This window comes from Exiguobacterium sp. U13-1, assembly GCF_001750115.1.
Classification (GTDB): Bacteria; Bacillota; Bacilli; order Exiguobacteriales; family Exiguobacteriaceae; genus Exiguobacterium_A; species Exiguobacterium_A acetylicum.
The window spans coordinates 699,595-721,284 of sequence record NZ_CP015731.1; the positions used below are offsets into that span (position 1 = coordinate 699,595).

At 47.6% G+C, this 21,690-nt stretch carries 21 protein-coding genes; 10 read left to right on the top strand and 11 right to left on the bottom strand.

Going from position 1 to position 21,690, the window contains the following annotated elements; translation table 11 throughout:
• Positions 1-26: 26 nt before the first annotated feature.
• On the bottom strand, positions 27-620 hold the full coding sequence (locus ESP131_RS03735; RefSeq protein WP_029343214.1) for a LysE family translocator: 594 nt from the start codon (positions 618-620) through the stop codon (positions 27-29).
• Positions 620-1,078: an Lrp/AsnC family transcriptional regulator gene (locus ESP131_RS03740; RefSeq protein WP_029343215.1), complete on the bottom strand. Its 459-nt coding sequence runs from the start codon at positions 1,076-1,078 to the stop codon at positions 620-622. Before ESP131_RS03740 ends, ESP131_RS03735 begins: the two co-directional genes overlap by 1 nt.
• Before the next feature lie 220 nt (positions 1,079-1,298).
• Between ESP131_RS03740 and ESP131_RS03745 the strand changes: the two genes are divergently transcribed.
• Both ESP131_RS03745 and ESP131_RS03750 read left to right on the top strand, forming a co-directional pair.
• Positions 1,299-2,087, top strand: a complete 789-nt coding sequence (locus ESP131_RS03745; protein WP_069940187.1) for a DUF4397 domain-containing protein — start codon at positions 1,299-1,301, stop codon at positions 2,085-2,087.
• Positions 2,059-2,667, top strand: coding sequence for a class F sortase (locus tag ESP131_RS03750; protein ID WP_029343216.1), 609 nt, complete (start codon positions 2,059-2,061; stop codon positions 2,665-2,667). The genes ESP131_RS03745 and ESP131_RS03750 overlap by 29 nt, the downstream gene beginning before the upstream one ends.
• 56 nt (positions 2,668-2,723) lie before the next feature.
• Here the strand turns inward: ESP131_RS03750 and ESP131_RS03755 are convergent, their stop codons facing one another.
• The 9 genes from ESP131_RS03755 to ESP131_RS03795 form a co-directional block, all read right to left on the bottom strand.
• Entirely contained in the window at positions 2,724-4,025 is a 1,302-nt protein-coding gene (locus tag ESP131_RS03755; RefSeq protein ID WP_029343217.1) for a globin-coupled sensor protein, read from the bottom strand.
• Between the two features lie 171 nt (positions 4,026-4,196).
• Positions 4,197-4,421 (bottom strand): hypothetical protein, encoded by a 225-nt coding sequence (locus ESP131_RS03760; protein ID WP_023466807.1) that lies wholly within the window; start codon positions 4,419-4,421, stop codon positions 4,197-4,199.
• 87 nt (positions 4,422-4,508) lie between these two features.
• Positions 4,509-4,715: a copper ion binding protein gene (locus tag ESP131_RS03765; RefSeq protein WP_029343218.1), complete on the bottom strand. Its 207-nt coding sequence runs from the start codon at positions 4,713-4,715 to the stop codon at positions 4,509-4,511.
• Positions 4,712-6,841, bottom strand: a complete 2,130-nt coding sequence (locus ESP131_RS03770; protein ID WP_069940188.1) for a heavy metal translocating P-type ATPase — start codon at positions 6,839-6,841, stop codon at positions 4,712-4,714. The genes ESP131_RS03765 and ESP131_RS03770 overlap by 4 nt, the downstream gene beginning before the upstream one ends.
• A 13-nt stretch (positions 6,842-6,854) precedes the next feature.
• The gene (locus ESP131_RS03775; RefSeq protein ID WP_029343220.1) at positions 6,855-7,151 is read right to left on the bottom strand and encodes a metal-sensitive transcriptional regulator; all 297 of its coding nucleotides are present in this window, start codon (positions 7,149-7,151) and stop codon (positions 6,855-6,857) included.
• A 119-nt stretch (positions 7,152-7,270) separates the two neighbouring features.
• Positions 7,271-8,806 (bottom strand): DHA2 family efflux MFS transporter permease subunit, encoded by a 1,536-nt coding sequence (locus ESP131_RS03780; protein ID WP_029343221.1) that lies wholly within the window; start codon positions 8,804-8,806, stop codon positions 7,271-7,273.
• A gap of 304 nt (positions 8,807-9,110) precedes the next feature.
• On the bottom strand, positions 9,111-9,437 hold the full coding sequence (gene ytxJ, locus ESP131_RS03785; protein ID WP_029343222.1) for a bacillithiol system redox-active protein YtxJ: 327 nt from the start codon (positions 9,435-9,437) through the stop codon (positions 9,111-9,113).
• A 5-nt stretch (positions 9,438-9,442) separates the two neighbouring features.
• The gene (locus ESP131_RS03790) at positions 9,443-11,071 is read right to left on the bottom strand and encodes an acetolactate synthase large subunit (RefSeq protein ID WP_069940189.1); all 1,629 of its coding nucleotides are present in this window, start codon (positions 11,069-11,071) and stop codon (positions 9,443-9,445) included.
• Positions 11,068-12,504, bottom strand: a complete 1,437-nt coding sequence (locus ESP131_RS03795; RefSeq protein ID WP_069940190.1) for an NAD-dependent succinate-semialdehyde dehydrogenase — start codon at positions 12,502-12,504, stop codon at positions 11,068-11,070. Before ESP131_RS03795 ends, ESP131_RS03790 begins: the two co-directional genes overlap by 4 nt.
• A 349-nt stretch (positions 12,505-12,853) precedes the next feature.
• On the opposite strand from ESP131_RS03795, the gene ESP131_RS03800 reads away from it, so the two are divergent.
• The 8 genes from ESP131_RS03800 (at position 12,854) to ESP131_RS03835 (ending at position 21,619) form a co-directional block, all read left to right on the top strand.
• A complete protein-coding gene (locus tag ESP131_RS03800; RefSeq protein WP_069940191.1) occupies positions 12,854-14,554 on the top strand; it encodes a glycoside hydrolase family 13 protein in 1,701 nt (566 codons plus the stop codon).
• Positions 14,555-14,662: 108 nt separating this feature from the next.
• Positions 14,663-15,085, top strand: a complete 423-nt coding sequence (locus ESP131_RS03805) for a YwiB family protein (RefSeq protein ID WP_231925680.1) — start codon at positions 14,663-14,665, stop codon at positions 15,083-15,085.
• Positions 15,075-15,494, top strand: coding sequence for a hypothetical protein (locus ESP131_RS03810; protein ID WP_050677289.1), 420 nt, complete (start codon positions 15,075-15,077; stop codon positions 15,492-15,494). Before ESP131_RS03805 ends, ESP131_RS03810 begins: the two co-directional genes overlap by 11 nt.
• A 57-nt stretch (positions 15,495-15,551) precedes the next feature.
• Complete coding sequence (locus tag ESP131_RS03815; protein WP_029343227.1) at positions 15,552-15,989, top strand: NUDIX domain-containing protein; 438 nt, start codon at positions 15,552-15,554, stop codon at positions 15,987-15,989.
• Positions 15,990-16,093: 104 nt separating this feature from the next.
• Entirely contained in the window at positions 16,094-17,428 is a 1,335-nt protein-coding gene (locus ESP131_RS03820) for an alkaline phosphatase (RefSeq protein ID WP_069940192.1), read from the top strand.
• A gap of 178 nt (positions 17,429-17,606) precedes the next feature.
• Positions 17,607-19,742 (top strand): (Fe-S)-binding protein, encoded by a 2,136-nt coding sequence (locus ESP131_RS03825; protein WP_069940193.1) that lies wholly within the window; start codon positions 17,607-17,609, stop codon positions 19,740-19,742.
• A gap of 155 nt (positions 19,743-19,897) precedes the next feature.
• Positions 19,898-20,266: a MerR family transcriptional regulator gene (locus ESP131_RS03830; protein WP_029343230.1), complete on the top strand. Its 369-nt coding sequence runs from the start codon at positions 19,898-19,900 to the stop codon at positions 20,264-20,266.
• Positions 20,267-20,302: 36 nt separating this feature from the next.
• Positions 20,303-21,619, top strand: a complete 1,317-nt coding sequence (locus ESP131_RS03835; protein WP_023466825.1) for a hemolysin family protein — start codon at positions 20,303-20,305, stop codon at positions 21,617-21,619.
• The last annotated feature ends 71 nt before the right edge of the window (positions 21,620-21,690 follow it).

A 21,690-nucleotide genomic window follows, 5' to 3' on the forward strand; every position in this document is an offset into this window, starting at 1 on the left:
CGTGATGTCGGTCTCTTTTGTTTTGTTCAGAGGAAGAACTGAATGACCCCGAACGCACCGAATCCGATGATTAGACTGGCAGACGTCCATTGAATGATACGTAAAGTGGGTGTCGCAAGCTGGTGCTTGAGCAGATGCGTGATGTTCGCTAGAATGACCCACCAAGCGGCAGAACCAAGAAAAATACCGATTAGAAACAAAAAGGCATCTTGTCCGTTCATCATTGTTAACTCAAAGCGTGCAAACAACGCCAGGAATAGCGTGATTGTCATCGGGTTCAAGAACGTCAGGAGTAAGACGGATAGATAGCTACTTAACCGTGACGAGGCTGTATCGGAAATCGAGGCGTTCGAAGAAGCTTGAAACATCGACCAGCCGATGTAACACAAAAACAGACTGCCGATCAGTTGCATCCAGTGTGCTTGAGTGATTAGGGATTGGACAAGCGAAAAACCGGACAATGCAATCAATCCATAAGTGAAGTCTACCGTTGCGGCTCCGAGTCCGGAAACGATGCCGGAAATTCGTCCATGTCGAAGCGTTCGTTGCATGCATAAAAGTCCGATTGGACCTACGGGAGCCGCTAACGCAAACCCGATTCCAAAACCAGTCGCAAACATCAGTCAACCTCGGGTAACGGAAAATGAAGCGATTCCTTTTCCGTCCGCATGATGATTGTTGTTTTTGTCCGCAGGATACCTGCTAATTCTTTGATGTGGTAGGTGATGATTTCATCAAGTTGTTCTGTATCACGACAACGGATTTTAAGTAGATAATCATCGTCCCCGGCGACGTGATGACATTCCAGTACGTACTCAAGTTCTTGAACCCGTTTTAGAAATGGCGCTCGGTGTTCCGGTCGCTCGAGTGAAACAGCGACGAACGCAGCAAGACGATAGTCAAAGGAGGAAGGGTCTAGCACCGTTGTTAATTGACGGATGATACCTTGCTCTTGTAAGCGTGCTACACGTTCTGCTACAGCCGGTGCCGATAAACCGATGTGCTGTGCAAGTGTCGACCATTTCATACGAGCATCGCTTCTTAAAAAATCAATAATTTTTAAATCGTAGGAATCCATAAATAAAAACCTTCCTTTCTATTGTTATTTAGAATATTTTATTTCGAAAAGAAAGGAGGTGTCAAAGTGTTTATAAAACAAGTTCATAGCACACTGAAATCTTTACACATATACGGAACTGTCTTAAGTTTAAGATGTCACCACGAAGGAAATGTTCTGAAGTGTAAGAACATTGGTTTGAGAGCGATGTACATTTGACAATCAGAAAGGTGGAAAAAAAATGAAGAAACTCTTATCGTTTGTGACTGCTACGTTACTGTTTGCACTATTCGTGTTACCAGTAGGCGCAGCTGATGACGCAATGGTTCGTGTCATTCATGCTTCACCAGATGCTCCAGCAGTTGATATTGCGGTCGATGGCAAAAAAGCAGTATCAGGAGCGAAATTCAAAGATGTCACAGATTACCTCACACTACCAGCTGGGGAACATAAAGTAGAAGTATTCGCTGCAGGAACAACAAAAGATCCTGTGCTCTCTCAAACACTCAACGTCGAAGCTGGTAAATTCTACTCTGTCGCAGCAATCGGCAAATTGGCTGATATCAAACTAGCGGTCATGGAAGACAACGGTAAAGGCGAAGACGGCAAATCAATGGTCCGTGTCGCACACTTTGCACCGGATGCACCAGCTGTTGATGTCGCACCAAAAGCTGGAGACCCACTCTTCAGTAACCTTGAATTCTCGAAAGTCTCTGACTACGGTACACTCGATGCAGGCACATATGACCTCGAGGTCCGTCCTGCAGGCGCAACGGATGTCGTCAAAGCACTGGATGGAGTCAAACTCGACAGTGGCAAAAACTATACAGCGCTCGCAATTGGCTTACTTGAAGGCGAACCAGCATTTGAAGTCCTCTTGATCCCAGATGGTGGTGAAATGGCATCAATGCCAGAAACAGGACTTGGTGGTTCATCTGATACGGCTTCTGCTACACCATGGGCAGTCGCAGCAGCTGCTGCCTTGTTAGTAGGAACAGCGTATGTCGTCCGTCGTAAACAAAACGCTTAAGAGTAGTCTTCTTCTCTTACTCGTATTAGCCGGATGTCAATCGGGATCACCTCCAGATGCTACAAAGCCGGAAAAACCAAAACAAACCGAAACAACGACGTCTTCTTCGTCCACTCCATCTGAAAAGGTGGACGAAGAGGCGTTCATACCAACGCGTATTACGATTCCGACGCTCGATGTGAAAGCGAACATCGAAGTCGTCGGGAAGGATAAACAAGGACGGATGGATGTTCCGAAACAGACCGATCAGGTCGCTTGGTACAAGTACGGAGCAAAAGCCGGACAAACTGGAAATGTCGTGTTAGCCGGACACTTGGACGATCAAGAAGGTCCCGCTGTTTTTTATGATTTAGCGAAGATGAAAAAAGGGCAACGGATTGAAGTGACGGGAAAAGCAGGACAACAGGTATCATACGTGGTGACGAACGTCATGTCCTATCCTGTCGATGAAGCACCGGTTGGATCAATCTTCGGTGCGACCGTCATGAATAAACTGACGCTTATTTCATGTATTGGTACGTTTTCAGAATCAAAAGGATACGATCAGCGTCTTGTCGTCACAGCAGAACAAGACGAGTAAAATAAAATAGGCAATTCTTATTTCGGTCAGAACCGAGAATAAGAATTGCCTATTTTTTAATGTGTTTCGGAAGCAGCGACAAGATCCGTCGTCAGTGTCGTCAAGCCTTGTGTCGTCTTACTGAGTCCTTGGATCGTCTCGACGATTTGTCCAAGGTTTTCCTTGTTACGTCCAAATAAGGTGAGGGAGTTTTCCATCTCGCTCTTAACGGTTTGAATTCCTTGTTTCACTTGTTGCAATTCTTGCTGCGATGCGGTGTTGGCGCGTGTGATGTCTTCCATCTGAGAAACGAGTTGTGTGATATTACCATTGTTCTTTTGAATCAGACCATTGATGCTACTACTTAATGACTTGGCATTTTCAGCAAGGTTTCGGACTTCCGTCGCGACGACAGCAAAACCTTTACCGTGTTCACCGGCACGTGCTGCTTCGATCGAAGCATTCAACGCGAGTAAGTTCGTCTGATTGGCGATCGCTTCGATGCTTTGTGTCATCTGGACGATGTCATCCGACGTCGTCTTTAATTCATGGATGCTTTCAAGCGAAGTACCGACTTGTTGTGTCGATTGAGCGAATTGTTGCTCCATCTGTTGCATCTGTCGTTCGTTGGCAATCGTCATTTGGACAAGCTGCTGACTCGTCTGCTCCGTTTGAGCCGTTTCTGCCAACACTTGTGAGGCACGGCGGCTCGTCTCGATGATGGCATGATCCGTGTGTTCGACGGAGCTTGCAACTTCTTGACTGACACGGACGACATCTGTCAAAAGTTGACGGCGCGACTCGTTCGCTGCTGTCACTTCATGAAGACGAGAATCGACGTACTGACTCGTGACGATTTGAGCATCTAAATTCATCGCATGTGTCAAGGCAAGCACAGCTGTCGTCAGTTGGGCTGGGTCATGTTGATAGTGTTCGACGATTTTTGGAATCAACAACGTCTGAAACGCTGCGTAAGAAGCGATGAACCACGTGACGGGAACGAAGTTATGTTTATGCGTCTGTCCCATCCGTGTTCGCATCGCAAGGAACGACTCATCCATATTTCCTGTTAACAAACTCGTAAAGTAGTCGGCGAAGACTTTCTTCAGTCGTTCGCGTGTCGATGATTGTTTCGCGATCGTTGCCATCTCGGGATTCAATAATAGATGGTCAAGCACTTGCTCGAGGACTTCATCTAAGATACCTTGAACGACAGGCGCCATCGATTTGAGTGTCTGTAGCTGTTCTTCTGTATAGCCCATGTATACGAGACGGGATGTGAGATCAGGATCTGCCGTCTTTGTAATGAGACGGGAATCAGGAAAGCCGATTGTAGCTTGATAAGCTGAAGTAGTCTTACTTTTAAAAGGGTTACGCACGTAGTTGCCTCCAATACTCAAGATGTGAATAAATTGATGTCTGTTTCTTATCGGTTCATCTTGACGAAGTGATACTGATTTTCGAAAAAAAGACGAGAATATTGAAAAACATTGACCGGAAACAAAAAAACTCATGGCAAGTGCCATGAGGAGAATAAAAAATATGCAGGATTAGACCGGTTGATCTTCCTGAAATGCTTTTTTGGCGTCCACAATCGAGCGCATCCGTTGAACGCAAGCTTGGACAAACTGAATATCAATGGAGGTGAAACGGGTGACAGGTCCACGAGCTGACTCAGCACTGAATGTGAAGGTTCCGAGATTCCAAAGTTCGATTTTAAATCGTTTTCCTTTGTTGTCGTCGAAGTGTTCTACGAATTCGATTTTCGGTACCATGCGAACCCCTCCTTACTCCGTACATTCCCGCTTTTCAAAAAATAAAAAAGCCAAACTGCGAGTTAGAAGCAGTTTGGCTTAAAAAAATTATGCAGTCGGCACATCATAGCCGATCTCTTCAATCGCATCGACGAGACGCTCACGTGAAACGTCCTCATGCTGTACGGTCACTTGGTTTTGTTCGAGTGAGACAGTTGCCTGTTGCACACCTTCGACTTCAGATAGAGCGGATTCAACACTCGCTTTACAGTGATTGCATGTCATACCGATAACAGATAATGTTGTTTCTTTCATGATGATGTTCCTCCTTCAGATAGTGGGGTACGTTTTAATCGTAACGCATTCGTCACGACAGAGACAGAGCTGAATGCCATGGCAGCGCCCGCAAGCCATGGGGCAAGCAGCCCGAGAAAAGCGACCGGAATGCCAATCGTATTATAGCCAAGTGCGAAGACAAGATTTTGACGAATATTTTTCATCGTTTGCTCACTCAACTCGATCGCAAGTAAAACTTGTTTTAAGTCGTGTCCAAGCAATGTCACGTCGGCTGCTTCAAGGGCAACATCCGTGCCGCTACCGAGCGCGATGCCAACGTCCGCCGTTACAAGAGCAGGGGCATCATTGATACCGTCTCCGACCATCGCGACACGTTTCGTTTGTTGAAGTGATTGAATAACATCAGCCTTTTCAACAGGTAAGACGTCAGCAAAGACGAACGCTGGATCGAGTCCAAGCTCCTCTGCTAAATGCTCGGCGACTTCCCGACGATCACCGGTCAAGAGATACACTTCTTTTGTCTGGCGCAACCGCCGGATCGTTTCTTTCGCTGAATCTTTCAACGCGTCACGGATGGCGTATCCGGCAACGACTTTTCCGTCGACAGCAACATATACGAGTGTCGCTCCAAGTGATGTCCAGTCGGGAAGAGTAAGACCGCGTTCCTGCATCATTCGCGCCGATCCGACGATGAGATCATGTCCCATGATTTGTCCCGTGATCCCATGTCCTGATTCGACGTGGAATCGTTCGATATCAAAGACGACATCCCGTTCTGCTGTGATGGCGCGAGCAAGGGGATGTTCCGATTGCCGTTCAAGCGCAGCAGCGAAATCGAGCGCTGTCTCCGTACCGAACGTTTCGACGACGATGGGGCGACCGACTGTCAGTGTTCCGGTCTTATCAAAGACGACAGCATCGACATGTTGAAGATTCTCGAGTTGAGCACCGCCCTTGAAGAGAATACCTCGTTCCGCCCCTTTTCCGGTTCCAACCATGATCGAAGTTGGTGTCGCAAGCCCGAGCGCACATGGACAAGCGATGACGAGCACCGCGATGGCAGGACGAATCGCTTCCGCAAAGGAACCGGTGAACATCCACCAAGCGGCTAACGTCAGAAGCGCGATGGCAACGACGATCGGCACGAACACACCAGAAATCCGATCGGCTTGTCGTTGAATCGGTGCTTTTTCAGTCTGCGCTTGTTCGACGACACGAATGATTTGCGAGAGAACTGTCGCTTGTCCGATTTTTGTCGCTTCGACTTGTAAAGATCCGTTCGTATTCAGCGTACCACCAATGACGGATTCCCCAACCGTTTTATGAACAGGCGCGGATTCACCAGTCAACATCGATTCATCGAGATACGCGTCGCCAGCCCGAATGACACCATCTGTCGGAATTTTGTTCCCGGGTTTTACGAGTAAGATCATACCAGTTTGAATCGCGTCGATGGAGACAGTTCGTTCCTGTCCATCCTCTAAGACGACGGCTTCCTTCGCTTGAAGGGAGAGCAGGCTTTTGATTGCTCCTGTCGTCTGTTGTTTGGCACGGTCTTCGAGAACTTTACCGAGCAGGACGAGTGTAATCAGAATCGCGCTTGTCTCAAAGTAAAGGTGAGGCATATTAGAGACGAATAGCATTTCAGCAACGGAATAAAAGTAGGCTGCCGATGTCCCGAGTGCAACGAGAACGTCCATATTGGCACTCCCACTCCGTAAACTTTTATAAGCCCCGCTGTAGAAGGGCGCTCCGATGATGAATTGTACTGGTGTTGCTAAAGCAAACTGTAGCCACGGATTCATCAAGAATGGAAGATGAAACGGACTGTTCGGAATATGCGTCAGCATGCTCGCAAGCAGCGGTAACGATAGAAGGGCCGCGATGATAAAGCGATACAGCATCCGGCGATTCGATTTTGTTGCGTGTGGTGCTTGTTTGACCGTTGCCCCGTAGCCGATTTTTCGGATTTTTTCGATGATCGCTTGATCGTCATAGGCATCAGAAATCGAGACACGAGCGGTTTCAAGCGGCAAGTTGACCGTTGCTTCAACCCCGTCCATCCGGTTGAGGACTTTTTCAATCCGGGCAGAGCAGGCGGCACACGTCATGCCTTCAATATCAAACTCAATCGTTTTTGACATCAGAAAACCCTCCTTACTTTTTCAATCGAGCGATGACCGCCATCAATTCTTCGACGTAAGCGTCCGTACTGTCTTGACGGGTGGCAACTTCATGCATGCACATCTTGACATGGCGTTCGATGATTTGTAGTTCGACTTGTCGCAAAGCTGCTTGGATTGATGCCGTTTGCGTCAAAATGTCAATACAATACCGATCTTCAGCGACCATGTTAGCAATCCCGCGGACTTGTCCTTCGATGCGCTTTAGTCGTTTCATCAACGCATCTTGTTCTTCGTTCGTTCGTGGAACGACGGGGTGATCGTGTGTCATAGTCGTACCTCCTTTGGTGATCTTGTTGTCATCTTTACTGTAACATATAGGTATGGGGGGTACCAGTATTTAGCTTAAGAAATAAAAAAAACAGTCGCGAGAGGCGACTGCTTTTGTACTTATTGATTGGAAACTTGTGGTTTGACGATCGTTTCGTTTAATGAACGTTGATCGCTAATGATGTCTTCAGCTTGTGTCGCCCGTTTAATGAAGAAAGCAAGGACGAATGCTAGACCAGCAATGAACGTCGAGATGAAGAACGCATAGTTGATTCCGTCAAGCGTTGCTTGCATCGTAATCTGCTGTTTTAAAGCAGCAGCCGCTTCAGCTGTCGGTTGACTCGTCATGTTCTTCGCTGCTTCAGCCGCGAGTTCTGTTCCACGTGTCTTCGCATGCGTCGACATGATTGTAACAAGCAAGGCGGTACCAATCGCACCGGATACTTGTTGCAACGTATTGTTCATCGCTGTTCCGTGTGGATAGTAGCGTGTTGGTAACTGGTTCAAACCGTTCGTCGAGACTGGCATCATGACCATTGACATCCCGAACATCCGCAATGAATACAGGACGATCAGATGCGTATACGTCGTATCCATCTCAAGCTGACTGAAGTAGTAACTGGTAACGACTGTGATGAACAAACCAGTTAACGCAAGAGGACGACCACCAATCTTATCAAACAGTTTCCCGTTGATCGGTGACATGACGGCCATCAAGATGGCACCCGGTAACAGCATGAGACCCGCATCGAGTGGTGAGATACCGCGAATTGTCTGGACATAAATCGGAAGCAATAACATCCCGGAGAACATCGCCATCGTGACGACCATCGAGATGGCAGAAGACAAGGCGAACATCGGGTAACGATAAATCTTGAAGTTGAGCATCGGACGTTCCATATGGAGCTGACGGTAAATGAATGTCACGAGTGCGATAACTCCGACGATCAACGCTCCATAGACGTGGAAGCTGTCCCAACCCTTAGAGCCGGCAGAACTGAAACCGTACAATAAGCCACCGAAACCAAGTGACGAAAGTGCCACGGAAGCAAGATCAATCCGAGCGGCAGATCGTTCCTTGACGTCACGAAGTAAAAAGAAACCAGCGACGAGAACGATTAAGGCGATTGGTGTGATGAAGTGGAACAGCATCCGCCAATCATAATGCTCGATGATCCAACCAGATAGCGTTGGTCCGATTGCTGGAGCTCCCATCATGATTAATCCGAAGAAGCCCATCGCAGTCCCACGTTTTTCAATCGGGAAACTGACGAGCATGACGTTCATCAGCAACGGCATCATGATCGCAGAACCGGATGCTTGAATCATCCGTCCTGCGAGCAAGACAGGGAAGACTTCTGCGAAGCCGGCAAGAATCGTTCCGGCTGAGAAGAGGGTCATCGCGAGTAAGAAGAGGCGACGAACCGAATATTTTTGAATCAAGAACGCAGATGTCGGAATTAAGACACCGTTGACGAGCATGAAACCAGTCGACAGCCATTGAGCAGTTGATGGTTCGATCGCTAAATCCTTCATGATCGAAGGCAGGGCGATGTTGAGCAAAGTATTATTTAAGAAAGCAATGAATGCCCCGATCATCAAAACGGCGAGTATGCCGTAAGGAGCCCGAGCAGTATGAGTCGCACTTTGTTGCATAAGTATCCTCCTAACTAAACTAACGGTACAGATTTCTATACGGTCGTTCTATCTGTAGTTTATCTTAATCTGATTTAGTTCGAATTACAAATAATAATAGCTAAGAAAGATAATTTTATTTTTTGTGTAAGATTGAAAGCGTTTTTCTAGTAGGCTAAACGAGAAGAAAAGCATGTTGTACACTCGAAATCGCTTCCTAGGGAAACGATTCAAGGTAAACAAAAAAGCGCAATCCTTCTCGTTAAAGAAAAATTGCGCGTCGTCTTTAGTTTGAAACAGCCGGAGGCTTGTTTCATAGCTAGCATTACTGGACGTTCGTTTCGAGTGCATCTTTCGTGATGTCGTAATGAGAGGCTGTCCAGACCGATTTACCGTCTTGAATGAACAAAACTTGTGGTGACTCGTGTCGAACGCTGTAATGTTCGGCGATGTGGTTCGATAACGTCCGAGCTTCTTGGACGAAAAGATACGCCGTTGGAACAGATGTTTCATCCGCGAACTTCGTATACTCCGAGAATCCTGCGGCACTGATCGGGCACGTCGTGCTGTGTTTGCAAATCACGAACGCGGTGTGTTCGGACGCAAATTGATCAAAATCAGAAATAGATTGCAGTTTACGTGGTTGTGTCATGTATATCACCCTCCATACGTCCGGAGACGTTCACTTAACTTTAGATTTTCCCGGTAATCGACCGGACAGTCAATTAAAACGGGTCCATCACTTGCAAATGCTTGGTCAAGACAATGTGCGAGGGAACCATGCTCACCGACACGAAGACCGAGTGCCCCAAAGGCGTGAGCCAGTTGAACGAGGTCTGGATTGTCAAACGTGTTGTAGGACGACCGCCCATACGCTTGTTGTTGTTTCCATTCAATCAGTCCGTAGGTTCCGTCACGCCAAATCAATACGACGAGTGGAAGCTTCAGACGAACGGCAGTTTCAAGATCTTGTCCATTCATCAGAAAGGCACCATCTCCAGCCGCACAGACGATTCGCCGATCCGGATATAACAGCTTGGCTGCGAGCGCACTCGATAAACCATAGCCCATCGAAGCGAATCCATTGGAAATGAATAATTGATCTGGACGTGTCGTTTGATAATGACGAGCAAGCCACACTTTATGGGCGCCGACGTCTGAGAAGACCATGCCATCCTCCCCGACGGTTCGTTCGAGTTCACGGACGATACTTTGAGGATGTAAAGGCAAGGCAAGCGAGTACGTTTCTTGAATCTCGTCGCGTAATTTATCGCGATCTTGCTGCCAGTCGTTCCACGCACGCTCTGGAAGTAAAGGAGTCAATACAGTCAGCATATCGACGAGTGGTCCGACTACGTTCGCGACGACCGGATAATAGGCATCGATTTCGTGAGGATTCGTATCCAAATGGACGATTGGTGTCTTTTTCGGGTTCCATTTTTGCGGAGGTAACTCCGTAATATCGTAGCCCACCGTAATAATGAGGTCACTCGCATCGAGAATCCGCTGGTTGTAATCGACGTCCGGTAAACCGATCGTGTGTGCAGCGAGCGGATGGTGTGAAGAAATCGCTCCTTTTCCCATCATCGTCTCGACGACAGGAGCTTGGAGCTTTTCGACGAATGCTCGAAACGCTTCAAGTGCTTGCTGCCGGTGGATGCCAAATCCAGCAATGATGACGGGCCGTTTTGCTCGTTCAATCAGACGTAAAGCATCGGGATCATCAATCGTCAAGGAATGGAGATGCGTTGGCGTACTATCCTGCTGTAAGGGTGTCACTGATTGATCACGTTCTTGTTTTGCGATGTCTTCTGGAAAAGAGATATGGGTTGCCCCTGGTTTTTCACTACTTGCTGTCGCAAAGGCACGTCGAACGATTTCCGGAATGACCTCCGCCGACAGCACGGACGTACTGGACTTCGTGACAGGACGATAGAGATCTACGAGATCAAACATTTGATGCGACGCCTTATGTTGCCGTGCTGTTGCGCCTTGACCCGTGATCGCGACGACAGGGGAGTGATCCATCGTCGCACTTGCAATACCGGTCATCATATTGGTCGCACCAGGACCTAGTGTCGATAGGCAGACACTAGGTCGCCCACTCAGGCGACCGAACATCGCTGCCATGAAAGCGGCGTTCGTTTCGTGACGTGTCGTGATAAAGGTGATCGACGAACGACTGAGCGATTCGAGCAATGTGATATTTTCCTCACCGGGAACACCAAAGATATGCGTGACGCCCTCTGCCTCTAAACATTGGACGAACCAATCCGCCGCGTTCACGCTAGTCCACCGATGGAAATGTACTTCGTCTCAAGATACGCTTCGAGTCCTTCACTACCGCCTTCGCGCCCGAGACCGGATTGTTTCATTCCACCAAATGGTGCTTGCGCAGCAGAAGGAACGCCATCATTCCAGCCGACAATTCCGTAATCAAGCCCCTCGATTGCACGAATCGCACGCGCGTAATCTTTTGTAAAGACGTACGAAGCGAGACCGAATGGTGTCTGATTGGCGTAACGAACCGCCTCCTCATCAGAACTGACACGCTGGACGGGAGCAACAGGTCCGAACGTCTCCTCGTTCATGATCAGCATGCCGGGTTTTACGTCCGCAAGAACGGTTGCTTCATAATAATAGACATCGTTCTCCTCATCCGTCGTTCCTGTTCCGCCCGTGACGACTCGTGCACCAGCGGATGTCGCATCATCAACATGTTTTTTGACTTTATCGTAACCCGCTTTACTGATCATCGGTCCAATCTTCGTCTCAGCATCCAGACCATTTCCGGTCTTCAACTTCGCTGTCTCTTGCCCGAGTTTTTCAACGAACGCGTCATAGATCGAGTCGGATACGTAAATCCGGTTTCCGCAGACACACGTCTGTCCGCCATTACGGAATTTAGACTTAATCGTCTCAGCAACAGCTAAATCAAGGTCACAGTCATCAAAGACGAGAATCGGTGCATGTCCTCCGAGTTCGAGCGACATCGCCTTGATCGTCTCTGCTCCTTGAGCCATCAGCGTCCGTCCGACTTCGGTTGAACCAGTGAAGGTGATCTTATCGACATGTGGATGTGTCGCGAGTGATTCACCGAGTGCTTTCCCGCTGCCTGTAACGGCATTGACGACGCCTTCTGGAATCCCAACTTCCTGACAGAGTTCAAGAAGACGAAGCGCGGTAAGCGGAGTCGCTGTTGGTGGTTTGATGACAAACGTACATCCGGCGACGAGTGCCGGAGCAAGCTTTCGGGTAATCATGGCAGCCGGGAAGTTCCATGGTGTGATTGCAGCAACGACACCGACCGGCTGTTTGATGACTTGAAGTCGTTTAGAAGCATCATGCGTTGGAATGACACGCCCATACGCCCGTTTTCCTTCCTCTGCAAACCACTTGACGAAGTTTGCGGCATACTGCACTTCACCTTCTGATTCAGCGAGCGGTTTCCCCATTTCCAGCGTCATCAGGCGAGCCAGTTCATCTTTTTTCTCAATCATCTTCGAATATAATTTCTCGAGAAGTTCGGCACGTTCGTAGACCGTCCGTTTCGACCAATCAGGAAATGCCTTCCGTGCTGCTTCGACAGCATCGTTGACGTCTGATTTTGTTCCGTTTGGTACACTACCGACGACTTCCCCGGTCGCCGGATTCGTAACATCCGTCCGTTCTCGTCCGTGATCTAGCCATTGTCCGCCAATAAAGAATTGTCCCTTCATCCTGAAAATCCCCCTTTTTTTACGTGCATTGATAAGGGTATACCCGAACGAAGAAAAAAAGATTCACTCTCGGAAGGAAAGGTTATGCAAAAGGGTAGAAATCGACCGATAAACAGTGTAGGATAATTCAGTAAATGTAATGTAAAACGCTATGAAATATTCATCGTGAATAAAGAGTGACACCCGTTGATGTGAAATGGTGGAATCACCCCCGAAACATTGACTTTAAAAGTGGATTTGATAAGATGAAGGTAGAGGATTTGCGCAATCGGTTGCGCTTTAAAGATGACTATGTATTGGATGATGAAAAAGACCACTAATGACTGACCTACGAGAGGATTCACGACACATGACACAAATGATACCGCGCCCTGAAACGGCCCAACAAACAATTACACGAGCTTGGTGGAAAGAAGCAGTTGCTTACCAAATCTATCCACGCAGCTTTTACGATGCAAACAACGATGGAATCGGCGATATTCCCGGTATCATCGCAAAACTGGATTATTTGAAGGATCTTGGTGTTGATGTGCTTTGGATTTGTCCGATGTTTAAATCGCCGAATGATGATAACGGATATGACATCAGTGATTATGAAGATATCATGGATGAATTCGGTACGATGGCGGACTTTGATCTCTTAATGGAAGAAGCGCATAAGCGTGACATCAAGGTCTTGCTTGATCTCGTCGTCAACCACACATCCGATGAACACCCGTGGTTCCTTGAATCGCGTTCGTCAAAAGACAATGAGAAACGCGACTGGTACATCTGGAAAGATGCTGTCAACGGTGGTGAGCCGAACAACTGGGAAAGTATTTTCGGCGGATCAGCATGGGAATATGACGAAAAGACGGAGCAGTACTTCCTCCACGTCTTCTCACGTCGTCAGCCGGACTTGAACTGGCAAAACCGCGACATGCGTCAAGCCGTCTATACGATGATTAACTGGTGGCTCGATAAAGGCATCGACGGTTTCCGAATCGATGCGATCAGTCACATCAACAAGGATCAATCATTCGCTGATCTCCCGAACCCGCTCGGTATGCCGTATGTCCCTTCATTCGATATGCATATGAACGTCGAAGGCATCCATGCGTATCTCGAAGAGTTGAAGGATGAGACGTTCTCGAAATACGATATCATGACAGTTGGAGAAGCAAATGGTGTCACACCGGAAGAAGCGGATCTATGGGTCGGGGAAGAGAACGGCAAGATGAACATGGTCTTCCAGTTCGAGCACATGGATCTCTGGCGCGCAGATGCGGAAAAAGGCGTCGACGTCGTCAAACTGAAACAAGTGCTGACGAAGTGGCAAAAAGGACTTGAAGCAACAGGTTGGAATGCCTTGTACCTCGAAAACCACGATAAGGTTCGTTCGGTCTCCCTTTGGGGCGACGAGGAACAGTACTGGAAAGAGAGCGCGAAGTCGCTTGCGATGATGTATTTCTTCATGCAAGGCACACCGTTCATCTATCAAGGACAAGAGATCGGGATGACAAACGTTCAATTCCCGGACATCTCGGATTATGATGATGTTGCTACGAAAAATATGTACGATATGCAACTTGCTTCTGGTAAGACACATGAGGAAATCATGGAAGTCATCTGGAACTCGTCCCGTGATAACTCACGTACACCGATGCAGTGGACGAATGAGCAAAACGGTGGCTTCTCGAATCAATCTCCATGGTTTGGTGTCAACCCGAACTACGCGGACATCAACGTCGCGTCGCAAGAACAAGATGAAGATTCAATCTTGAACTTCTATAAACGAATGATTCAAATTCGTAAGATGGAAGAGACGTTGATCTACGGCGCGTACGATCTTATCTTACCGGAAGATACAAAAGTCTACGCGTATACACGGACGCTTGGTGACGAACAGTTCTTGATCGTTACGAACTTAAAAGGCGAAACAGCAGAAATCGATACGGACATCATCTTGCACTCGGACAATATGTTGCTTGGCAACTATCCGACGATGCACCATGAAGGAACAGAACTGGAACTTCGTCCATTCGAAGCTCGTCTGTACCGTGTGCGCTAATATGTTTTGAACGGATTCGAAGTATATCGAATCCGTTTTTTTGTTGCATGTAAGCAGAAGGTGCATCAGACGAAAAAATCGTGTACGCTAAACGATGAGGTGATAGAAGTGAAACCAGTAAAGTACCCGGTGTCATTACGACAGGTGACGACGATTGAAGATGGTCCGATGCGTGAATCGGTCGAACTTGAAGCGGACGGCACGTTGTTTGAAACAAAAGACGGTTTTGCCGTAAGGTTCGTTCAGCCGGATGAACAACCGATTGATACGACGATCAAATGGTCAAAAGATCAGATCGCCTTGAATCGTAAAGGTCCTGTTGCGATGCATCATGTCTTTATTTTAGGAGAGACGACTAAAAGCCAGTATGGCAGTCAGTTCGGTCAAATGTTGATGGAAACAGACACGGAAACGATTGAGATGAAACCGCAACAGATGCAGTTTCGCTATACATTAAAGATGAATGGACAAGCAGTCGGTACGTATACGATTGATTTAACTTGGGAACGGAGTGAGACGAATGGCATTTGAACAAACAGTACGTCAAATGGAACAGATGTTGGAAGAGGAATGGTTTGAGTGGCTCGAGAACGATGAGCCGCGTTATAACGAATGGCGTGATCAACTCGAAGGACTCGCAGAGCAGGTCATCACGGAATACAATCCGAAGGTCGACCCGGAGTCCATCGATACGCTACTTTTAATTAATGAAGAATTACCTGTCTTGTACGGCGAAGATACTGTCATGCTGTATACAGCACTCTTGAAAGCACGTCAGGAAGACGATCAAGTGTACGAACGTTACTTGACGATTCTTGGTGCGTTCGCAGACGAACAGCATCCTGCAATCCGTGAAGTCGAAAAGTTAGTCGCTAAAAAGGATTATAAAAATGCCTTCGCACGTGCAGTCCGTCTGCCACAGTCGCTCGGTTTAGAATAAACAATTAGTGGACCATCTTGTATTAGACAGGGTGGTCTTTTTTTAGGAGGAAGCGCCATGTATCCACTTTATCGAATCATCGTCGCGATCATCCGCAAAGACGCTCAACTGCTCGTAGTCAACAACCAATCAGGACTGGACGCCCGTTGGAGCTTACCCGGTGGACAGATTGAATCTGGAGAGACCCTCGAGCAAGCACTGCGTCGCGAGGTGGAAGAAGAAACTGGCTTGACGGTCACATCGTCGTCGTTTGCCTTTTTGACGGAGAACTTCATGCCGACCTATCAGGCGCACAGCCTTGTGACTTATTTTGATTGTCAGGTGAGTGGAAGAGTTGATCCAAATGATCCCGATGAAGAAATCATCGAGACGAAGTGGATCAATCAAACGGAGTTAGCGAAGTACATCACGAGTGAAGACGTCCGTCTTCCGTTATCGGCATATTTAGAAGAACAGCACAAAGGCTATTATATGTTTGAAGAGATGAAGTGGTAACTCGGCTGTCATCGTTTCTTTACATTCCTTAAAGCCGTCTCCATCGTTCATTTACATTCGCTCAGTATGATGAAACCATCATCGTGAACAAGGAGGAAACACGAATGAACAAGAAATGGATGGCGACAGGTATTCTCGGTACAGTGCTTATGACAGGAGTTGCAGGCTATACATATGAATCGGCTCAGCCGGTCGAGGCAAAACAGAACACGAAACAGGCGAAGGTTAAAAATGTCATTTTCATGATCCCGGACGGTTATTCGGCTGCCTATGCAACGAATTATCGCTGGTATCAAGGAGGCGAGGAAACTGAACTCGACGGTCACTTAAAAGGAATGATGCGGACGTATTCGGCAAACACGAAAGTGACCGATTCAGCAGCTGCCGGAACGGCGATGGCAACAGGAACAAAAACGAACAATGGAACAATCGGCATGGATCCGAGTGGAAAAGAAGTAGCATCTATTCTTGATCGGGCGGATCAAGCAGGCAAAGCAACAGGACTTGTCTCGACATCAGCCATCACACATGCGACACCAGCTGTTTTTGCATCGCATGTCGCAACGCGCGCGAACGAAGCGGACATCGCGAAGCAATACATGGATGAAATGAAAGTCGACGTCTTACTCGGTGGCGGTCAGAAATTCTTTTTTGATCAAAAGAATGGTGGTGTCCAAGAGGCTGGTAATCTAGTGAAGAAAGCAGAACGGGCAGGCTATCAGTACGCGGATTCACTCGAAAGTCTAAATGAGACAGACGGTCGTAAAGTTCTTGGTTTGTTTGCAGAAGAAGGAATGGCACCAGAACTGGACCGGGAAAACACGAATCAACCGAGTCTTGCGACGATGACATCGAAAGCCCTGCAAACATTGAAGAAAGATCGCGATGGCTTCTTCTTGATGGTAGAAGGAAGTCAGATTGACTGGGCGGGTCACGCGCATGATGCTGCTTGGGCGATGAAGGATGCAGAGGCGTTCCACCAGGCAGTTGAAAAAGTGCTTCGTTTTGCAGCAAAAGATAAACACACATTGGTCGTCGTTGCTGGTGACCACGATACAGGTGGTATGTCAGTCGGTGGATACGACGAGTACGTCGCAAAACCGGAAGTCTTGAAAAACGTCAAAGCGACGGGTGATGAGATGGTTCGTCAGTTCAATGATGACTTATCGAATATCGCAACTGTCGTCAAACGGGAAACAACGTTCGATTTGACGGCTGAAGAAATTCAGACGTTGCAAAAAGTGGATGCGAAGAAACGCGTCATGACATTGAATGAGATGATCAGTAAACGGGCATATGTCGGTTGGACGACTTCGGTACACACAGGTGTTGACGTTCCGTTCTACGCGTACGGTCCACAAAGTGAACGGTTCAGTGGGTTGCATGAAAATACGGACATCCCTGGTCTGATGGCCAATGCCATGAAATTAAAAAAATGACGTATTGGACGTGATTAAATCAAGCGGTGGATCATCCACTGCTTGATTTTTTTTGAGTACTTATCTGCTTATGTGACACAGTAAAAACTAAATGAAAAAAAATGAATGAATAGCCATTCATTATATGCTATACTCATTTCAACACAACTGCTTTAGGGGGAAAGGGGTTTGTTCGAACATGAATACGTTTTTACTCATTAACTGGATTGCCTTCCTACTCGTCATCGGCTATGCGGGCTATCTGTTCACGTCACTCGTCAAAAGTCGTTATGCCGCCATTAAACGGGGAAAAAAGGCGGAATGGACACTGACGAACAAAGAACGACTTGACGCGGTCTTAGTCAACGTCTTCGGCCAAAAGAAATTATTAAAGGATAAGAAAAGTGGCGCTATCCACGTCATGATGTTCTACGGCTTCTTACTTGTTCAATTTGGAGCGATCGATTTTATCTGGAAAGGACTCGCCGTTGGTCAGCGTTTCCCGCACGTCCCACTCGGTCCGCTTTATCCGATTTTTACATTCTTCCAAGAAATCGTCATGCTCGTCATCTTGATTGCCGTCGTTTGGGGATTTTATCGCCGGTACGTCGAGAAACTCGTCCGCTTGAAGCGGAATTTCATGGCAGGTCTTGCCTTGATCTTCATCGGTGGTTTGATGGTCGCCGTCCTATTCGGAAATGGATTCTTCCTTGTCTATGAGAATCATTCGACGCTCGGTGAACCGGTCGCTTCAAGCATCGCGTTCTTATTCAGTTGGGTGCCGGAATCAGTTGCGTTCGGATTATTCGTCTTCTTCTGGTGGGCGCATCTCTTGTTCTTACTTAGCTTCATGGTCTACATCCCGCAAGGTAAACACGCGCACTTGATTGCCGGTACAGCAAATGTCTGGCTCGGTCGGACGTCAAAAGTCGGGCGTTTGGCACCGATTGATCTATCCGTCATGGAAGAGGCAGAAGATGACGAAGCGGAGTTCAGCTTCGGCGTCAACCGGATCGAAGATTTCAATCAGAAACAGCTCGTTGATCTATATGCTTGCGTCGAGTGTGGACGCTGTACGAACATGTGCCCAGCGAGCGGAACCGGTAAGATGCTGTCGCCAATGGATTTGATCGTTAAATTACGGGACCATCTCAACATGAAAACGGCAGCGATCACCCAACGTTCGCCATGGGCACCTGCCTTTGCGTTTGAAGGATCGCAAGGCAACCAAATCGCTTCACTGGCAGCAGCGGGGCAGATGGATATCGTTCCGGATTCATTGATTGGGAATGTCATTACGGAAGAAGAAATCTGGGCGTGTACGACTTGTCGGAACTGTGAAGATCAGTGTCCGGTCATGAACGAACATGTCGATAAGATCATCGACCTCCGTCGTCATCTCGTCATGATGGAAGGCAAGATGGATCCGGAGATGCAACGGACGATGGCAAACATCGAACGTCAAGGTAATCCGTGGGGGATGAACCGGAAAGAACGCGAAAACTGGCGGAAAAACCGGGATGAACTCGTCGTTCCGACAGCAAAGGAGAAGAAAAAAGCGGGCGAAGACTTCGAGTACCTGTTCTGGGTTGGTGCGATGGGATCGTACGATAACCGAAGTCAAAAAATCGCGATGGCGTTTGCGCGTATTCTAAATGAGGCAGACATCTCGTTTGCGATTCTCGGGAACGATGAGAAAAACTCAGGCGATACACCGCGCCGGATCGGGAACGAAGTCTTGTTCCAAGAACTTGCAGAAGCAAACATCAAATCATTTGAGAAATATGGCGTCAAAAAGATTGTCACGATTGATCCGCACGCCTACAACACATTCAAAAATGAGTACCCCGACTTCGGACTGAGTCCGGACGTTGAAGTCTATCACCATACTGAATTGCTTGCACGACTGATTGACGAGAAACGCATCACACCGCTCCATGAAGTCAAGGAGCGTGTTGTCTATCACGATTCGTGTTACCTTGGTCGCTACAATGACATTTATGACGCACCACGTTATATTCTCGAGAAGATTCCAGGAATCACGCTCGTTGAGACGGAACGTAACCGGGAAAAAGGGATGTGTTGCGGTGCTGGCGGCGGGATGATGTGGCAAGAAGAGAAAGTCGGCGCACGGGTCAACGTCGCACGGACGGAACAATTGTTGACCGTCCAACCGTCTGTCATTGGGTCAGCATGTCCGTACTGTCTGACGATGCTCAGTGACGGCACGAAGGCGAAGGAAGTCGACGAGACGGTTGCTACGTACGATGTCGTCGAATTACTCGAACGGTCAATCGTCGGTGTACCGGTCGAAGAACCTGTTGTAACCGTATAATAAAGTGGGATGAAACGATTATTCTCGTGCGAACGGGAGTAGTCGTTTTTTTCTCTAAAAAAGCGCGACGTTTTACTGTATGGTTTTGACATGATAAGATAAAAGAACTAGCTATGGAAAGGAGGTGAGAATCTTTTGGGAAGGCGTTACTTCGAATCGGTCAGGTCGCGGAGACCACCGGCTTATCAAAACGAACGATCGATTACTACACATCACTTGGTCTGTTAACACCAGAGCGCACCGCATCTGGTTACCGTTTGTATGACGAATCGGTCATTCATCAAATCGAAAAGATTGAATATTTGAAGTCTCAACGGCTTTCCCTGCAAGAGATTCTTGCTTCTTTTACGGAACGGGAACAAAAAACAGGGGAGACGATTTATCAGGAAGTGAAACAACTTCAGGCGACGGTTGAAGGACTCGAGCAGCGTTTGTTAGATTCGACGGACGTCGAAAAACAAGCGATTCGCTTAGAATTGTCACGGCGTCTGACATTGATTGCTTCCTTGATTGCACAGCTTTAATACAAAACAATGGAGGTGACCCCTGTTTAGGGGATTTTGGATACTATATTATTCATCAATTTATTTTTAGTGGTCTTGTTGATTGCGTTGACGGCGTTTTTCGTCGGATCGGAATTTGCTGTCGTTAAGGTTCGGATGTCGCGTTTGGATCAAATGATTCAAGAGGGAAACAAGAGTGCCGTCCTTGCGAAAAAAATCGCGGGCGATCTTGATTATTACTTGTCTGCCTGTCAGCTTGGTATCACGGTCACGGCACTTGGTCTTGGGGCACTTGGTGAACCAACCGTTGAAAAGATCTTGCATCCTGTCTTCGACGACTTCGGGATCTCTGCTGCTGTTTCGACACTCTTGTCGTTTGGTATCGCATTTGTATCCGTAACGTTCTTACACGTCGTCATCGGTGAACTCGCGCCGAAGACGCTTGCGATTCAGTATGCAGAACGCATGACATTGTTGTTTGCCCGTCCACTTTATGTGTTCGGTAAAATCATGTACCCATTCATTTGGTTACTCAACGGTTCAGCACGCTTATTCCTTGGTCTGTTCGGCGTCAAACCAGCAGGGCACGAACAAGCCCACTCGGAAGATGAATTGAAAATCATCATGGCGCAAAGTTTCCAAAGTGGTGAGATCAACCAAACAGAACTTGCCCTCATGCAAAACGTCTTTGCGTTTGATGAGCACATCGTCAAAGACTTGATGGTGCCGCGGATGCGGATGGAGACGATCTCGGAACGTTTGACGAAGGATGAACTGATGGAAATCTTCATGGATAATCCATACACGCGTTACCCGGTCACAGAAGAAAATGATAAAGACCGGATTCTCGGATACGTCAACGTCAAGGAAGTCTTGACGGATTATGCGAACGGAAATGAGCATCCGGTGACACACTATATCAAGGATTTACCGGTTGTTTCGGAAGTGACATCGCTTCAAGAGACACTTCGCAAGATGAAACGGACCCGGACCCATCTCGTTCTCGTCGTCGACGAGTACGGTGGAACGGCAGGTCTCGTCTCGATGGAAGACTTACTCGAAGAAATCGTCGGTGAAATCCGTGATGAATTCGACGCAGATGAAGTCGAAGAAATCGAACAGGTCAAATCGGACGAGTTCCTACTCGACGGTACAGTCTTGCTCGCTGACCTAGAAGAACGTTTCAATATTCGTTTTACGAATGTCGAAGATGTCGATACGATTGGTGGCTGGATTCAGATGCACAACATTGATCTTCAGCCAGGTGAGCATATCGACACACCAGACTTCTCCGTCGAAGTGATGGAGATGGAAAACTATCAAATCAATCGCGTCAAGATTTGGTTGCATCCAGCTGAACAAGCAGAAGCATAAGATGGTCGGTTCCTCATGGAGGAACCGGCTTTTTTTCATCGCATCAGTCAAAAAATCAAGAATGGACGGAT

Bases quoted from the DNA above. Each gene is read 5' to 3' on its own strand.
- ESP131_RS03735 (WP_029343214.1), bottom strand. From the start codon at position 620: ATGTTTGCGACTGGTTTTGGAATCGGGTTTGCGTTAGCGGCTCCCGTA.
- ESP131_RS03740 (WP_029343215.1), bottom strand. From the start codon at position 1,078: ATGGATTCCTACGATTTAAAAATTATTGATTTTTTAAGAAGCGATGCT.
- ESP131_RS03745 (WP_069940187.1), top strand. From the start codon at position 1,299: ATGAAGAAACTCTTATCGTTTGTGACTGCTACGTTACTGTTTGCACTA.
- ESP131_RS03750 (WP_029343216.1), top strand. From the start codon at position 2,059: ATGTCGTCCGTCGTAAACAAAACGCTTAAGAGTAGTCTTCTTCTCTTA.
- ESP131_RS03760 (WP_023466807.1), bottom strand. From the start codon at position 4,421: ATGGTACCGAAAATCGAATTCGTAGAACACTTCGACGACAACAAAGGA.
- ESP131_RS03765 (WP_029343218.1), bottom strand. From the start codon at position 4,715: ATGAAAGAAACAACATTATCTGTTATCGGTATGACATGCAATCACTGT.
- ESP131_RS03770 (WP_069940188.1), bottom strand. From the start codon at position 6,841: ATGTCAAAAACGATTGAGTTTGATATTGAAGGCATGACGTGTGCCGCC.
- ESP131_RS03775 (WP_029343220.1), bottom strand. From the start codon at position 7,151: ATGACACACGATCACCCCGTCGTTCCACGAACGAACGAAGAACAAGAT.
- ESP131_RS03780 (WP_029343221.1), bottom strand. From the start codon at position 8,806: ATGCAACAAAGTGCGACTCATACTGCTCGGGCTCCTTACGGCATACTC.
- ytxJ (WP_029343222.1), bottom strand. From the start codon at position 9,437: ATGACACAACCACGTAAACTGCAATCTATTTCTGATTTTGATCAATTT.
- ESP131_RS03795 (WP_069940190.1), bottom strand. From the start codon at position 12,504: ATGAAGGGACAATTCTTTATTGGCGGACAATGGCTAGATCACGGACGA.
- ESP131_RS03800 (WP_069940191.1), top strand. From the start codon at position 12,854: ATGACACAAATGATACCGCGCCCTGAAACGGCCCAACAAACAATTACA.
- ESP131_RS03810 (WP_050677289.1), top strand. From the start codon at position 15,075: ATGGCATTTGAACAAACAGTACGTCAAATGGAACAGATGTTGGAAGAG.
- ESP131_RS03815 (WP_029343227.1), top strand. From the start codon at position 15,552: ATGTATCCACTTTATCGAATCATCGTCGCGATCATCCGCAAAGACGCT.
- ESP131_RS03820 (WP_069940192.1), top strand. From the start codon at position 16,094: ATGAACAAGAAATGGATGGCGACAGGTATTCTCGGTACAGTGCTTATG.
- ESP131_RS03825 (WP_069940193.1), top strand. From the start codon at position 17,607: ATGAATACGTTTTTACTCATTAACTGGATTGCCTTCCTACTCGTCATC.